The 15,697-nt window shown below is 58.5% G+C and carries 13 protein-coding genes; 9 read left to right on the plus strand and 4 right to left on the minus strand.

Annotated elements, in window-relative coordinates; all coding sequences use genetic code 11:
* Both IK083_02715 and IK083_02720 read left to right on the plus strand, forming a co-directional pair.
* Positions 1-811, plus strand: an 811-nt coding sequence (locus IK083_02715) for a carbohydrate kinase (GenBank protein ID MBR4748469.1), incomplete at its 5' end; no start/stop codon positions are given.
* Between the two features lie 17 nt (positions 812-828).
* Entirely contained in the window at positions 829-1,077 is a 249-nt protein-coding gene (locus tag IK083_02720) for a hypothetical protein (GenBank protein MBR4748470.1), read from the plus strand.
* Positions 1,078-1,183: 106 nt separating this feature from the next.
* Here IK083_02720 and hydE read toward each other — a convergent pair whose 3' ends face one another.
* Together hydE and larC are read right to left on the minus strand one after the other, a co-directional pair.
* Positions 1,184-2,257 carry a [FeFe] hydrogenase H-cluster radical SAM maturase HydE gene (gene hydE / locus IK083_02725; GenBank protein MBR4748471.1) on the minus strand — a complete coding sequence of 358 codons (1,074 nt, stop codon included), beginning with the start codon at positions 2,255-2,257 and terminating at the stop codon, positions 1,184-1,186.
* Between the two features lie 4 nt (positions 2,258-2,261).
* The gene (larC, locus tag IK083_02730) at positions 2,262-3,404 is read right to left on the minus strand and encodes a nickel pincer cofactor biosynthesis protein LarC (GenBank protein MBR4748472.1); all 1,143 of its coding nucleotides are present in this window, start codon (positions 3,402-3,404) and stop codon (positions 2,262-2,264) included.
* Positions 3,405-3,520: 116 nt separating this feature from the next.
* On the opposite strand from larC, the gene recO reads away from it, so the two are divergent.
* The 5 genes from recO to IK083_02755 all read left to right on the plus strand — a co-directional run bounded on the left by recO (position 3,521) and on the right by IK083_02755 (position 9,428).
* The gene (recO, locus tag IK083_02735; protein ID MBR4748473.1) at positions 3,521-4,264 is read left to right on the plus strand and encodes a DNA repair protein RecO; all 744 of its coding nucleotides are present in this window, start codon (positions 3,521-3,523) and stop codon (positions 4,262-4,264) included.
* Positions 4,265-4,320: 56 nt separating this feature from the next.
* Positions 4,321-5,439, plus strand: coding sequence for a hypothetical protein (locus tag IK083_02740; GenBank protein MBR4748474.1), 1,119 nt, complete (start codon positions 4,321-4,323; stop codon positions 5,437-5,439).
* A gap of 22 nt (positions 5,440-5,461) precedes the next feature.
* A complete protein-coding gene (locus IK083_02745; protein MBR4748475.1) occupies positions 5,462-6,586 on the plus strand; it encodes a hypothetical protein in 1,125 nt (374 codons plus the stop codon).
* A 17-nt stretch (positions 6,587-6,603) separates the two neighbouring features.
* Complete coding sequence (locus IK083_02750) at positions 6,604-8,253, plus strand: hypothetical protein (protein ID MBR4748476.1); 1,650 nt, start codon at positions 6,604-6,606, stop codon at positions 8,251-8,253.
* 98 nt (positions 8,254-8,351) lie between these two features.
* Entirely contained in the window at positions 8,352-9,428 is a 1,077-nt protein-coding gene (locus IK083_02755; protein MBR4748477.1) for a Gfo/Idh/MocA family oxidoreductase, read from the plus strand.
* Between the two features lie 45 nt (positions 9,429-9,473).
* Here IK083_02755 and IK083_02760 read toward each other — a convergent pair whose 3' ends face one another.
* Positions 9,474-10,457, minus strand: coding sequence for an ROK family protein (locus tag IK083_02760; GenBank protein ID MBR4748478.1), 984 nt, complete (start codon positions 10,455-10,457; stop codon positions 9,474-9,476).
* A gap of 40 nt (positions 10,458-10,497) precedes the next feature.
* A complete protein-coding gene (locus IK083_02765; protein ID MBR4748479.1) occupies positions 10,498-12,591 on the minus strand; it encodes an HD domain-containing protein in 2,094 nt (697 codons plus the stop codon).
* Between the two features lie 244 nt (positions 12,592-12,835).
* On the opposite strand from IK083_02765, the gene IK083_02770 reads away from it, so the two are divergent.
* Positions 12,836-13,615 carry an NAD-dependent protein deacylase gene (locus IK083_02770; GenBank protein ID MBR4748480.1) on the plus strand — a complete coding sequence of 260 codons (780 nt, stop codon included), beginning with the start codon at positions 12,836-12,838 and terminating at the stop codon, positions 13,613-13,615.
* A gap of 54 nt (positions 13,616-13,669) precedes the next feature.
* Positions 13,670-15,679 carry a glycoside hydrolase family 3 protein gene (locus IK083_02775; protein MBR4748481.1) on the plus strand — a complete coding sequence of 670 codons (2,010 nt, stop codon included), beginning with the start codon at positions 13,670-13,672 and terminating at the stop codon, positions 15,677-15,679.
* The last annotated feature ends 18 nt before the right edge of the window (positions 15,680-15,697 follow it).

The raw sequence follows: 15,697 nt of genomic DNA on the forward strand, positions 1-15,697 counted from the left end.
CGGCTGTTCGTCCCTGTGCGGACTGAAGGACACGGTCATTGTCAACGGCTCTCACGATCAGGTGACCGCCGCTCTCGGCTCGGGGATCACAGGCGCTGGGGCAGCCTCAGATGGTATGGGCAGCGTGGAATGTATCACCCCGGTGTTTTCGTCGGTCCCCGGGGAAAAAGCCTTTTATGCCAAGGGCTACTCGGTGGTCCCCTACGCTATAGACGGTCTTTACGCCTGCTATATACTGGCTTTTACCTGCGGCACGGCGGTCAAGTGGTTCCGCAACACTTTTGCTCCCGGCAGGACCTACGCCGAACTGTCCGGCAGCGTGGGTGACGAGCCCTCCGGGCTGGTGTGCATCCCACACTTCGGAGGCGCGGCTACTCCCTACATGGACGAGACCGCCAGGGCTATGTTTTACGGCGTGACCCTGGAAACGGACGCCAGCAGGCTCTACAGGTCTATCCTGGAAGGCGCCAACTACGAAATGCTGCTGAATCTGGAAGTGATGCGGGAATTCGGCGCCGAGCCGGAGGAGCTGACGGTCACAGGCGGCGGCTCCAAAAGCCCCGAGTGGCTGCAGATCAAGGCGGATATCCTGAACAAAAAGATCATATCCATCGACGTGGAAGAGGCGGGGACCGTGGGCACCCTCATGCTGGCCGGGACCGCCATAGGCGCCTTTGACAGCCTGCAGTCTGCCCGGGAGATCCTCATCAAGCCCAAGGCGGAATATCTGCCACGGCCGGATATGCACGAGAGGTATATGGAAACCTACGCGATATACAAGACCCTTTCCCTGGCTAAGCAGGGGATATGATAGCGGAGAAACGTCTTATGAAAAGGGACAGAGTATTGATCATGGTTTTGCTGGCAACGGTTTTGTTTGGCGGTTTTGTGATGTATGAAGAGCGGAACGGATACGCTTCGGACTATATCTTCTTCAAGTTTATGGATGACCCCGGAAACGTTTACTACGTTCACGGCAGGACTGCCGCGCAACTGATCGAAACGGAACAGATGTACAAAAACGCGGGGATCAGCCTCCCCGCCGGCAAAAGGCCCTCAAGAGCTTTTGCAAAATAAGCTATTTGCTTGGTCCGAAAGGCTCGTCGGGTTTTCCGGCATTAAGCATATTGCCCTCCGCCGTAACGGCGGGGGCAATTCTTTTTGGCGTGAATTCGGCGGGGGCTTATCCGTTTTTATCCGCAAAATCCGGGTGGTCGCCTCTGCCGCCGGCTATACGATAGCCTATGCTCTCGACCCTGCGTTTCAGGCAGGCATTGCATTCGGCCGCTTCCTCGCCTGTGCATATCTTGCCGTCATATATCATATATTTTTTCCGCACCTTCACGGGCGACAGATTGGGCATGAGGACGTTGGCGCCTGCCAGGATGCCTTTTTCTCTCCCCCGGGGGTCTGCGGTCCCCAGCGCCGTAGTGGCAGGCAAAAGCGCCTTGGGAAACAGCAGCCTCAATACGGACAGCAGCCTGAGAGTCCGGGACACGCTGCCGTCGGGTTCGCCGGCAAAGGGGGTGTCCTTGTGGGCGATAAAGGGGCCTATGCCTATCATATGGGGCCTGAGCTCCCGCATGAACTCTATGTCGTCATAAATGGCGTCTATGGTCTGAAAGGGGCTTCCCACCATAAAGCCGCAGCCTGTCTGAAAGCCGATATCCTTCAGGTCAAACAGGCACCTTTTTCTGTTGGCCAGGGACATGACTGCCGGATGCAGTCTGCCGTAATGCTCTTCGTTGGCTGTCTCGTGCCGCAGCAGATACCTGTCGGCGCCGGCGTCAAAATACCTTCGGTAGCTGTCCCGGGGCTTTTCGCCTATGGAAAGAGTCACGGCGCAGGAAGGGTGGGCCTGTTTGATCTTCTCCACTATGCCGCATATCCTGTCGTCGGTGAAGTAGGGGTCTTCTCCTCCCTGCAGGACAAAGGTCCCAAAGCCCAGCTCTGCGCCCATATCGCAGCAGGCGAGGATCTCTTCTTCGGTGAGCCTGTATCGCTCTGCCTTTGAGTTGCTCCGTCTGATGCCGCAGTAAAAGCAGTCGTTTTTGCAATAGTTGGTAAATTCCACAAGGCCCCGCAGGTAGATCTCTTTTCCAAAGGTCTGCTCTGCGGTCGCTCTCGCGGTCCGGAACAGATATTCTGCGTGTTCTGCGTCTTCGCTTTCCAACAGGAGCCGCAGCCCTTCCCGCGAGATGCTGTGTGTGTCCCGCAGAGTATCCGTCACAGCGTTAAACGTGTTGTCCAAAATAATATCCTTATCTTTCCTTCAGGCTGTCATAGACCTGCTTGAGGGGTACGTCATTTTCGTTGGCTATGCGCAGGCAGTCGTCGGCCTCGGGCTTCACGTTGGCCGTTTGGCCCCGAAACACGGTCTTCTTAGCCCTTACGCTGCCCCAGGGCGTGCACAGGCTGACGGTCTCCCTGTCCAGAGTGATGCGTTCTTTTTCGGCATAGCGCAGGCCTATGGTGGTGGAGTTGGCAAATATGATGGCGGCCGTTTCGTCCTTTTTGTCCACGGGACACAGCACCGTGACCGCCAGGCCCGGGCGTCCCTTTTTCATGATGACCGGAGCCGAATGCACCTCCAGAGCGCCGGCTGCCAGCAGTTTTTGCGACAGGTGGGGATAGAGCTCCGGGTTCATATCGTCGGTCTCAAAGCATATTTCCAGCACTCTGTCCGAGCCTTCTTCTGCTGCATACAGGACGGCCCGCAGATAATTGGGCTCTCCCATGTCCTTTTTGCCGCTGCCGCAGCCGGCAGACAGCAAGCGGCCCTTTGTCACCGGCTGCTGCGCGCCTTCCCCGAGAATGGCCGCCCCAGTGGGCGTGATGAGCTCAAAGCGGCGGGGCTCGCCGCCGTACAGCAGGCCCCGGGTCAGCTGGCAGACAGCGGGGGCGGGAAGGGGGATCACGCCGTGGGCGCACCGGACGGTGCCCGTAAAGGCCGGCAGGATGCCAAACCTGATTTCGTCTGCATGCAGCAACTCCCGGCACACCGCAAAGCCGCAGATGTCTATGATGCTGTCTATGGCGCCCACCTCGTGAAAGTGCACCTCTTCCGGCGCTTTGCCGTGGACCTTGCCTTCTGCGGCAGCCAGCCTGCCAAATACCGAAATGGCTGTGGCCTTGGCCCTGTCGGAGAGCGCCGACGCTGCTATTATCCCTTTGATGTCGCCAAAGCTTCTGTGCTCGTGCTCGTGGACCGTCTCTATATCGACGTCAGAGCAGTCTATTCCGTAGGTGTTCCTTCGCCCGAAGCGGATGGTGTATTTGTCGGAGAGCCCCAGGCTGTCCAGGGCCGCCGTCAGCAAAGCTATGTCGGCTCCCAGGTCCACCATGGCTCCCAGGACCATATCTCCGCTGATCCCCATGGGCATGTCAAAATATAGTATGTTCATCTGTATCTCCGGATGATAGATCAAATCAAAATTATTATACCATACGTCCCGCCGTCATTCAAGAATAAGCTGTCCGGATGTGGTATAATGTGAGGTGGAAGACCGTGAGGCTGTATATGAGAAACCAAAAGCTGGAGACTATTACCCTTTCCCGCCGCCCCTTCAGGGAAAAGGACATACTGGTGACGGCGCTGGCCAAGCACTCCGGGCGCCTGACCCTGCTGGCCCGGGGAGCGCAAAAGCCCGGAGGGGCTCTGGCGGGCGTGTCGGAGCCCTTTGTATATGCCCGGGTGATGATCGCCAGGCCCAAAGACATATCCGTGCTGGTATCTGCGGACATCCGTGAAAGCTTTACCGGTCTGAAGGCTGATCTGCCGGCCATAGGCGCCGCCTATCACATTGCCGCCCTTGCCGACAGGGCTTCCCTCCAGTGGGAGGATTCGGAGCGGCTGTTTCTCAACCTGCTGTCCTGCCTGTACTTACTGGAAAGCGGCGGCGACCCGGATATAGTCCGGCGCTTTTTTGAGCTGCGTCTGTGCAGCTGGGCCGGATACAGCCTGAACCTGACGCACTGTCCCTGCGGCAGGCCCCTGGGGCAGGCCGTGTATTCGTTGGATGCGGGCTATTTTGTGTGTGAGGAATGCGCAAAGGGAGACGCTCTCACGGCGTTTCCGCAGGCTCTCTTCTCCTATCTTCTGGCTCTGGAAGAGTGTCAGGAGAGCGGGGTGAGGCGCCTGTCTTTTCCGTCGAAGGCGCTGGCGGACCTGAAAAGGCTGATGGAGACCCATTTGCTCATCCATATGCAGATAAAGGCGGAAGATCCGGGGCTGGCCGAGGTGTTTGCAAAACAAGACCGCTGACCTGCGGTCTCTGCCGAAACGGGTGTAAAATGTCATTGGAACGAACGAGGTGACTGATGAAATATGTATTGATCGCGCTGTTTGCGCTGTGCCTGCAGTGGGCGCTGTATGCGCAGGACGCCGACTACGACACTCTCCTGAAGGAATACAGGGACAAGTATCCCGGCATGGCTTTTGCCGACAGCGACATGGTATTGTATTCTCCCGCGAACTGGCAGGTGTTCCAGCGCCGGAGCAAATATGAGGGCGAGATATTCTTTTCGGGCAAGGTCAGCGCGCCCTGTGACAAGGTCTCCTGGCGCATCACAGGCAAGGGCCTGGACGGCAAGGGGTTTTCGGGGAGCTTCAAGCCCCTGAAGGTGAACTCGGTGACCGGCGCCTTTGACGAGTATGTCAGGGTCCGGGCCGGAGGCTGGTACAGGATAGAGATCAGGGCCGAAAAGGGCAGGGAGACCGTGGCCGAAAAGGTGATCGAACACGTGGGCGTAGGCGAGGTGTTCGTGGGCGCCGGCCAGTCCAACTCCACCAACTGCGGCGAAGAGCGCATCGCTCAGACCCTGGGTATGGGAGCCTCCACCGACGGAATAAACTGGCAGCCCTGCGACGACCCCATGATAGGTCAGCACGACAATACTCCCGGAGGCAGCTACTATCCGGCTCTCGTTGACCTGCTCTACACCGAGTTCCGGGTGCCCATAGCCATAGCTTCCACCGGACACGGAGGGACCTCCATCGAGTCCTGGGGCGTGGGCGGCGAGCTCTACGAGCACTTTATGACCCGGGTGAAGCAGCTGGGCAAAAACGGCTTCCGGGCCGTGCTGTGGCATCAGGGAGAGGCCAACGTGGACACTCCCACCGAAGAATCGGTGCTGAATATGACTGCCATCATCAAGTCCTCCAACTACGACGCGGGCTGGCGGTTCCCCTGGTTCGTGGCGAAGGCCAGCTATCACAATCCGGAGCACGTTTCCTGGCCCCTGATCCGGGCAGCCCATCAGAAGCTGTGGGACGAGGGCGTGGCCCTGGAAGGGCCGGACACAGACACTCTGGGCGCGGAATACAGGGATCACGGAGGTGAGGGAGTCCACTTCAGCCCCAAGGGGCTCCGGGCCCATGCGGAGCTGTGGGCGGAAAAGCTGATACCCTACGTCCATGCATGCATAGACAAAAAATAAAGCATATATCGAAGAGGTGTGTATGAAATATCTTTCTGCTTTGCTCACGGCCGTGATGGCGGCTCTGTTGATATCCTGCGCTTTTGCCCAGGATGCCGACTACGACACTCTCCTGAAGGAATACAGGGACAAGTATCCCGGCATGGCCTTTTCCGACGAGGCCATAGCCATCTACTCTCCCAGGGACTGGCAGGTGTTCCAGCGCCCGAGCAAATACGAGGGCGAGATATTCTTTTCCGGCAAGATCAACGTGCCTTATGACAAGGTCTCCTACCGCATCACCGGCAAGGGCCTGAACGGGAAGCAGTATCCCAAGAGCTTCAAGCCCCTCAGGGTCAACAGTGTCACCGGAGCCTTTGACGAGTATGTCAAGGCCTGGGCCGGCGGCTGGTACACCATAGAGATCAGGGCCGAAAAGGGCAAGGAGACCGTAGCCGAAAAGGTGATCGAGCACGTAGGTATCGGCGAGGTGTTCGTGGGCGCCGGCCAGTCCAACTCCACCAACTGGGGACAGGAGCGCATCACCCAGACCCTGGGTATGGGCTCCTCTACCGACGGCGTGAACTGGCAGCCCTGCGACGACCCCATGATAGGCCAGCACGACAATACCAAGGGGGGCAGCTATTATCCCGAGTTCGCGGACCTGATGTACAGGGAATTCCGGGTGCCCATAGGCATAGCCTCCACGGGTCACGGCGGCAGCACCATCGAGCAGTGGGCAGTGGGCGCCACCCTCTACAACTGGTTTATGACCCGGGTGAAGCAACTGGGCAAAAACGGCTTCCGGGCCGTCTTGTGGCACCAGGGCGAAAGCAACTACCTGACTCCCACCGAAGAATCTGCGCTGAATATGACCGCCATCATCAAGTCCTCCAACTACGACGCGGGCTGGCGGTTCCCCTGGTTTGTGGCGAAGGTCAGCTACAGGACTCCCGAGGAGCCCTCCTTCCCCCTGATCCGGGCAGCCCATCAGCAGCTGTGGGATGAGGGCGTGGCCCTGGAGGGCCCCGACACCGACGTGCTGGGGCCGGACTACCGGGACTATGACGGCCGAGGCATCCACATGAGCCCCAAGGGGCTCCGGGCTCATGCGGCCCTGTGGGCGGAAAAGGTGATACCCTACGTCCACGCCTGCATAGACAAATAAGGCATAGGGAGGCTGCTGTGAAATACCTGCTGATACTGGTGTTGCTGATCTGTCCGCTGCTTCTCGCGGCGCAGACCTTTACTCAGGCAGACAACGGTGACCTGAGAGTGGAAGGCTCGAATTATACCGCCGATTTCAGCGCATCGCGCGGCTGTCTCTCCGGACTTACCGTCCGGCGGACCCAGTTTGTGGAGCCGGAACGATATTACGGCTGGATACAGGAATACCGGCCCTGCTTCTTTACCGCTTCGCCCGGTCTGCTGGACGAAGGCGCTGCCTCGTCGGCGGTCCGGGAGGACAACAAGGTCGTATGCACCTGTCCCTCTCTGGGGACAGCCGTATTTGACATGCGGGACGATCACTTTTTCGTCCGGGTCAGGAGCCTGGCCGCTGAGCCGGTCAGCTATATCATGGCTTTTTCGGGCAAGGTGCGATGCATCTCCGCCGACGGGAAGCCCATGGACAAAAACGTGGGCGGCTTCACGGCGGAGACCTGCAAGTGGGTCCTGGAGCATGCGGTAGTGGGCGTAGAGGGCGCCTCTCTGTGGGAGCCCTATTCCTACAGCGCCCGTATAGCCCGCCTGGTCCTGGAGCCGGGAGAGGAAAAGAGCCTGCGCTTCTTCTTCGTTCCTGCCGAAGTCACAGAGACGGAGGCCGCTTACAGGATGAGGCTCCCGGCTATGACCTCCGACGAGTTTGACGTGGCCAGCCCCTGTGACTGGCAGGTGTTTCAGCGCCGGGACCGGCTGACAGGCAGTATCCTTTTCAGCGGCAAGGTCCCTGCCGGCTGCGACAGCATCCGGTACAGGATCACCGGCAAAGACCTGACGGGAAAAAAGGTGGATACGGGCCGGAAGACCCTGCAGGTGAAGGACGGCATCTTCAACGGGGCGGCGGAATGCCGCGCCGGCGGCTGGTACCGGGTGGATATAGAAGCCCTGGCAAAGGGCAGGCCCCTGGCCGAAAAGTCACTGGAGCATGTGGGCGTAGGCGAGGTGTTCGTGGGAGCCGGCCAGTCCAACTCCACCAACTGGGGGCAGTATTTTGCAGAGCAGGAGAGCGGTATGGTCTCCGCCACCGACGGGATCGCCTGGCAAAAGGCGGAGGGGCCTATGCCCGGAGTCCACGAAGGCAGCTCCGGAGGCAGCTACTATCCCACTCTGGGAGACCTGATCTACAGAGAGTTCCGTGTGCCCGTGGGCATCGCCTCCGCCGGGCACGGCGGCTCCGCCATCGTGCACTGGCGGCCGGAATGGATGCTGTACAAGCATTTCATAGGCAGGGTGCGCGACCTGGGCAGGGACGGCTTCCGGGCCGTGCTGTGGCATCAGGGCGAGGCCGATTATGGCAGAGAGTTTGACGGAGCCCTGTCGGATATGATCCGCATTATCGAGACCTCCCGCAGCGACGCGGGCTGGTACGTGCCCTGGTTCGTGGCCCGGGTCTCCTACAACAACGAGGAGGCGGCTGCCGGTCCCATACGCAACGTCCACAAGGCCCTGTGGGATCTGGGCGTGGCCCTGGAAGGGCCCGATACGGACACCCTGACGGGCAAGATGAGGGATTATGACGGCAAGGGGGTCCACCTGAGCCCGGAGGGCCTGCGGGAACACGCGCGGCTGTGGGCCGACAAGCTGATACCCTATATACACTCCTGTATCGACTGATTTTTTGTCATCCTGTTGACACAGGTCCGGATATAGGCTACAATGAATATGACGCAGGTCATTTGTAACTTGAAAATCTATAAAAACGAGGCTGTAATATGAGCAAGAAAACCAAAGTTGCCATTATTGGTGTCGGAGGTATCTCCGAGGTGCATATCGCGGGCTACAAGGCCAACCCCGACGTGGAGCTGTACGCCTTTTGCGATATCAACGAAAAAAGACTGAAGGAAAAGGGAGCGAAGCACGGCATCACCCGCCTTTTCACCGACGAAGCCGAGATGCTGAAGGCCCTGCCCGAGATAGAAGCCGTCAGCGTATGTACCTGGAACGCTGCCCACGCGCCCTGCGCCATCATGGCGCTGAACGCAGGCAAGCACGTATTGTGCGAAAAGCCCATGGCCCTCAACTCCAAGCAGGCCCTGGAGATGAAGGCCGCTGCCGAAAAGAACGGCAAGGTGCTGATGATAGGCTTTATGCGCCGCTTCGGCACCAACATGAGAGTACTCAAGGACTTTGTGGATGCGGGTGATTTTGGCGACATCTATTATGCCAAGGCCAGATATATCCGCCGCAACGGCGCCCCCGGCGGCTGGTTCGGCGACAAGTCCCGCTCCGGCGGCGGTCCTCTCATCGACCTGGGAGTCCATATCATCGATATGGTCCGCTACATTATGGGCAAGCCCCAGCCTGTCAGCGTTTACGGCGCTACCTATGACAAGCTGAAGAACCGCCCGGACATCAAAAAGCTCCACGCCGGCTACACCGCTTCCGACGCAGGAACGGACAAGCCCAAGTTTGACGTGGAGGATATGGCGACTGCCCTTATCCGCTTTGACAACGGCGCAGTGCTGCACATAGAGGTCTCCTTCAGCCTGAACATACCTCAGGATGACGAGGAGAACGTGGAGATCTACGGCGACAAGGCCGGCGCTGTCCTGTTCCCCAACCTGACCATCTACACCCAGCAGAACAACTATCTGACCAACGTCACCCTGGCTCAGGGCGTTCCTCACGAGTTCCACAGCATGTTTGAGATCGAGACTGCCCACTTTATCAAGTGCGTCCGGGACGGCATAGAGTGCATCAACCCCGCCGAAGACGGCGTCGCTCTGATGAAGATACTGGATGCCGTTTACGAGTCCGCCCGCACGGGCCACGAAGTGATCATCAAATAAATGACAAAAAAATACGGGGCTTTTGCCCCGTTTTTTTTGTCTCCGTCAGGCGTATTCGCCTCTGTAGGCCAGTCCGGCGGCGCCCAGCACGCCGGCCATATTGTCCAGAGGGGACTGTATCACCCTGCATTTTTCCGCCAGGGAAGGGATTGCCGTTCGGAAAGCCGTGGCCTTCAGAGCCTCAAACAGGGTCTCCGATTGTCCTACGCCGCCGCCTATCACTATCAGATCGGGATTGAATATATTGATGGCGTTGGCTACTCCCAGACCCATGTAATGGCCTGTTTCCCTCAGCACCTCCAGGCACAGCTCGTCGCCTCTTTCGGCGTAGATATCTATGTCCTTGGGCGTGATCCGGTCCTGCTGCAGCTCGGTGATGCCGGAGGAGGCGCCGCCCTGCAGCTTGTCCAGACAGCGGGCTATGATGGCGTCTCTTCCGCAGTAGGCCTCCAGGCAGCCTCTGGCGCCGCACACGCACCGGGGGCCGTCTTCGCTGATGACTATATGCCCCATCTCGGGAGAGGCAAAAACGCCCCTCAGAGGCTTGCCGTCTATGATCACGCCGCTGCCTATGCCCGTGCCCATGGTGAACATCACCATGGCCCGGGATTCTTTGCCGGCGCCGTAAAAGTATTCGCCGAAGGCCGCCGCGTTCACGTCGTTGCCTATGTAGTATTTGTAGCCGGAATGCTGCGCCAGGGCTTGGTACAGGTTCTTGCCGTCCCATTCCTTGAAGTTGGGCACAAAAAACATATCGCCGGAGGGGGCGTCAAATACTCCCGGGGTCCCCATGCCGCAGGCTATCACGTCTCTTTTTCTCAGCCCCGCGTCCTTGACCGCCTTGTCGGCAGCCTCGGATATCTGGCGGCATGTGGCGTCCATGCCTTCCTTGGCAAGAGAAGGGTATTCTATGCGGCTCAGGATGTTGCCGTCGTGGCTCACCGCCGAAGCGGTCACCGTGGTGCCTCCCAGGTCTATGCCTACGGCATAACCTCCGTCTGTGTTGCGAATGGGCAGGATGTTGTTCATAGCGTGCTCCCTGATGTATGTGTGTATCTGCGCTGCCGGGTCATGACCCCGGGCGCTCGTCGCCGGCGTCTTGACTCATATTGCTTGCCATTATTTCCCGGACCTTGTCTCCGGCGTGGATGAAGGCCTCCGCCACCCTGGGGTCAAAGTGGGTGCCTATCCCTTCCTTTATGATGGACATGGCTTTTTCGTAGGAAAAGCCCTTCTTGTAGCTGCGTTCCGACACCAGAGCGTCAAATACGTCCGCCACCGCCATTATACGGGCTGCAAGAGGGATATCCTCTCCCTTGAGCCCTTCGGGGTAGCCGGACCCGTTCCATTTTTCGTGATGGTAGAGGGCCAGCCTCATGGCGGGCAGGAGAAACTCGGCGTCTTTGCTGCCCACCTCCTGCATGGCTTTGTTCAGAAAGTCTCTGCCGTATTCGGTGTGCTTCTTCATGATGGCAAATTCTTCGTCCGTGAGCTTGCCCGGCTTGTTGAGGATGGTGTCGGACACGGATATCTTGCCTACGTCGTGGAGGGCGGCGGACAGATTCACGTTGGCCTTGAAGGTGTCGTCTATCTGGTCGGTGTATATGCCTTCCTTCACCAACTGATCCATTATCAGATTGGTATAAGCGCAGGTGTTCTTGATGTGGGTCCCGGTGTTTTCGTCCCGGCTTTCCACCGCTTCGGCAAGGGTCCTGATCAGGGAGCCCTGCAGTCTGCGGATCTGTTCGTTCTTGGCGTCGTTCTCGGCGATCTGACCGATGATATCCTCTATATTCTTGCGCACAGCCTTGTACAGATTGCCCATTTCGTCCTTGCTGTCTATGGCAAACCCGTTGAGCTTCCGCAGGGTGCGGGCGGGGGCCTCGTTTCCGGCGTGTTCGCCGGTGGCCCGGGCGATCTTGTTGATGGGGGATATGACGTACATATTGGCCAGACTGATGGCCAGGGTCAGGATCAGGATGATGGCGCCGCAGAAGAGGCAGAAGACCTTTGCCAGAAACTGTTTTGAGGACATGGATATGAAGTCCATGTCTATATCCACCCCGGCGTAGCCCTGACATACCCCTTTGGAATCCATGAGAGGCTCGTAGAGAGTCAGCAGCCAGCCGTAGCGTTCGTCGCTGATGATGGGGTCGATCTTGTTGCCCTTCAGCAGGTCGGGCACGCGCTCCCTGAAGACCTCGTCAAAGGGGATCACCGCGCCGGGCTCTTCTCCCGGAGTGTCGGGGGTGTCCGGATCGAAGACCACGTGGCAGCCGTCGGGGAGTATCTTGTACACGTACACGTATTTGATGTATTTGGTGCTCCTCATCAGGTGAGCCAGATTGTCGTAGGTCTCCGTATAGCCCTCCGCCTGCCTGCCCTTCTTCAGATATTCGTTGATCCTGTCTGCGTCAACGTAGTTTTTGGTCACCTGCAGGACTCCGTTGGCCAGGGGTATCTGCTGCTCCACCGAGCTTTTTCTGTACTGGTCGTAGCTGAAGAAGGTGATGGAAAAGGCGATGAGAAGGCAGGCAAGGGTCACAAAACAGATGACCTTGTCCCCCAGGGACACCCGCCCGGTCCGCAGCCTGCGCAGGAAGGGCTCTTCGCCCCGGCGGTGAAAGTCCAGAAATCTGAATTTGTTTTTCAGGGAGCCCGGAAGGAGCTGCAGGATGACGACGGTGACCGCCACCGAGATAGCTTTGTCAAAGAGATCCAGTATGATGTCCGCCGAGAGCTGGGACAGGAAGGGGGACAGATGCCGGGCGGCGCAGATCGTCATGGCAAGATCAGAGGATATGCCGTCGCCGAATTCAAAGCCGTTCAGGTACCAGGTCAGGACGGAGCCGGCTCCTCCGCCTATAAGAGCCAGGGCCGCAACGATCACCGGAAGGGTGACCAGGCGGTCAAAATACTTTCTCCGGGCAAAGCCGGCGGCCGCCGCGCCTATCAGCAGACTGATAAAGCTGTAGTAGGTGGTGGCAGGGTCGGCGATACCGTTGATCAGATTGGTGACAAAGCCTACCGTCATCGCGGGGATAAAGCCTCCCAGCACTGCCGCCAGCAGATTGCCTATTACGTCCAGATATACGGGCAGATCAAAGCGGAGGGCTGTTTTGGCTGCTATGATGTTTATGAGAAGGCACGCTGCGCACAGCAAAAGAAAACAGCGGCATTGCGATCTTCTATTTGTCGAAACGGATGTTTGGTTCATAACGTGATCTCTTTGTCAGACGCCGGCGCAGGCTGCGAAGGCGCGTATTCACTATTATTTTATCAACAAAAAAGCCGCAGTTCAATACCGGCTCTTCTTTGCGCAGCGCAAAAAATCTCCGGGCAGGGCAGTTTTTTCCTGCAGTATGCTATAATAGAACTGAACGAACTATTTTTCGGCAGGATCTATTATGCAGAAAATAACAGGAAGAGAGCTGCCTTCGGAGCTTTTGGATGCGCTGAAGGACGCGGGGAAGGTGTTTTGCTTTACCGGGGCAGGCATCAGCAAGGAGTCCGGGCTGCCTACCTACAGGGACCTGGACGATGGTATGTGGCGCAACTACGACCCCATGACCTTTGCCACCTACGAAGGCTTCATAGACAATACTCCCCTGGTATGGAACAACTTCATCTCCAGATACCGCCAGATAGCGGCGGCGCAGCCCAACGAAGGGCACAAGGCTCTGGGGCGGATGGACAGGTATTACAGAGATTTTTACGTGTGCACCCAGAACGTGGACGACCTGCATGAGCGGGGCGGCCTCGGCAGGCTCGGGCACATACACGGCTCTGCCGCCAACGTCAGATGCATCAAGTGCGGCAGACGCAGCCCCGTCACCGAGGAGCTGCTGGCCCGGGAGGTCACAGAGGACACCATACCCAGATGCTCCGTGTGCGGCAATATACTGAGGCCGGATATAGTCTGGTTCGGAGAGACCGTGCCCATAGACGTCCTGCAAAAGTCCGCAGACTATGCCTATTCCTGTGACGTCTTCATCATTATCGGGACCAGTATGGAGGTCAGCGGAGGCTACGGACTGCTGAGCTACGCCCGGCAGGGAGGCGCCCTCACGGTGGACGTGAATCCTCACGGCAGCGCCGTCAGCGGACAATGCGACTATTGGCTGCAGGGCCCCGCGGGGCTGTTTTTGCCCGCCATAGCCGACGAACTGGAGGCCGGCAGGGCCTGAGAGCCTGCCATGACGAACGGGGCGTCTGCGACGCCCGCAAAAAAAGGAACCTATATGAAGAACAAAGACATCTTAGAGCAGCTTACCATCGACGAAAAGATCGCCATGCTGACCGGCGCGAGCGGTATGTCCACCGTGGGAGTGGAGAGACTGGGCATCGCCCCGGTGGTCATGTGCGACGGTCCCAGCGGACCTCACAGAAACGAGGATCTGCAGATATGCTATCCCTCATCGGCTCTCACGGCCAATTCCTTTGATCCGGAGCTGATGGAGGAGACGGCCGCCGCCATGGGCGTGGACTGTATAGAGCAGGGCTCGGACATGCTCCTCGCTCCCGGCGTGACCCTGAAGAGGACTCCTCTCTGCGGCCGCAACTTCGAATACTTTTCCGAGGACCCTCTCCTCTCGGGCAAAATGGGCGCCGCCTTTATCAGAGGCGTGCAGTCCAAAGGGGTGGCCACTTCCCTGAAGCACTACGCCTGCAACAACATAGAGCTGAACCGGGGGGCCATTTCCTCCAACGTGGACGAGCGGACCCTGAGGGAGATATATCTCCGGTCCTTTGAGATCGCGGTCAGGGAGGGCAAGCCCTGGACGGTGATGTGCTCCTACAACAAGATAAACTCCGTGTGGGCTTCGGAAAACAAATGGCTCCTCGATGACGTGCTGCGGGGGGACTGGGGCTATGACGGCCTGGTGGTCTCCGACTGGGGCGCCGTGCACCACAGGGCAGAGTGCTTCAAGGCCAATCTCAACCTGCAGATGCCTCAGGACACCAAGACCTTTGAGGTCATCAAAAAGGATCTGGCCGAGGGCCGCATCACAGAGGCGGATATAGACAGGTGCGTGGACGAGCTCATCACTCTCGTCAAGAGAGTCTCCGGCAGAGCGAAGACCAACGCGAACTATAGCCGGGAGGCCCAGCACGAGCAGTGCGCCAAAGCGGCGGCTGCGGGCATGGTGCTCCTGAAAAACGACGGAGTACTGCCCCTTGACCCGGACAAGATGAAAAAGGTGGCCGTCATAGGTCCCGCCGCCCTGAAACCCGTGTATTGCGGCAGCGGCTCCGCCTTTGTGAAGGTCAGGGACGAGAATCTGGACAGCCCTCTGCAAAAGCTGAAAGAGCTCTCCCGGGGCATAGAGTTTGACTATTTTGACGACGTGTTCGACGGCAGCGAGCCCGTATTCGACCATGCCGTCTGGGCGCAGATGAACGGCAAGCTGGCGGACTATGACGCCTATCTCTTCTTTGTCAGCGATTTTGACACCACCGACGGCGAAGCCTATGACAGGCTGTCCATCAATTTTGACAGCCGTCTGGAGGCCATGCTCATGCATTTCTGCGGCCACAAAAACACGGTGGTCATCATGCAGTCCGGCTCTGCCATGGCTCCCGTCTGGGGCTGGGACAAGAGCGCCGCGGCCATAGTGCAGATGGGCCTGGCCGGCGAGGCCGGAGGCACTGCCATAGCGCGCCTGCTGCTGGGACTGGAAAACTTTTCCGGCAAGCTGGCGGAGACCTATCCCCTGAGTCTGGATCAGGCCTTTTTCAACAAGACCGTGTTTGCCGACACGGGCAAGATCGACTACAAGGAAGGGGTCTTTGTGGGCTACCGGTGGTACGACAGCTTTGGCATCCCCGTGTGGTATCCCTTCGGCCACGGCCTGAGCTATACCACCTTTGAATATTCGGACCTGCAGATCTCGGAGGGGCAGGTGTCCTTCAGGATCAAAAACACGGGCAGCCGGAAGGGGAGCGAGGCTGCGCAGATATACGTGCGGCCGGTGGACAACACCAGACCCGCGCCAGTCTTTGCAGGCTTTGGAGCTCCCTCCTTTGACATAGTGTCCACCCAAATAAACAGGCCTTTCCAGGAGCTGAGGGACTTTGTCAAGGTGACCCTGGAGCCGGGAGAAGAGACCACGGTGACAGTGGCCTTTGACGACAGCTGGTTCAGCTATTATTCCCCCGAGAAAAAAGGCTTTGTCAGGGACGTGTGCGATCATGAGATAGCCGTGGGCTCTTCTTCCAGAGACATCAGGCTCAAGGGCTTTGTAAAATAGGCGGCGCTGCCGCTGTCA

It is taken from the genome of Abditibacteriota bacterium (assembly GCA_017552965.1).
Taxonomy (GTDB): Bacteria; Armatimonadota; UBA5829; order UBA5829; family UBA5829; genus RGIG7931.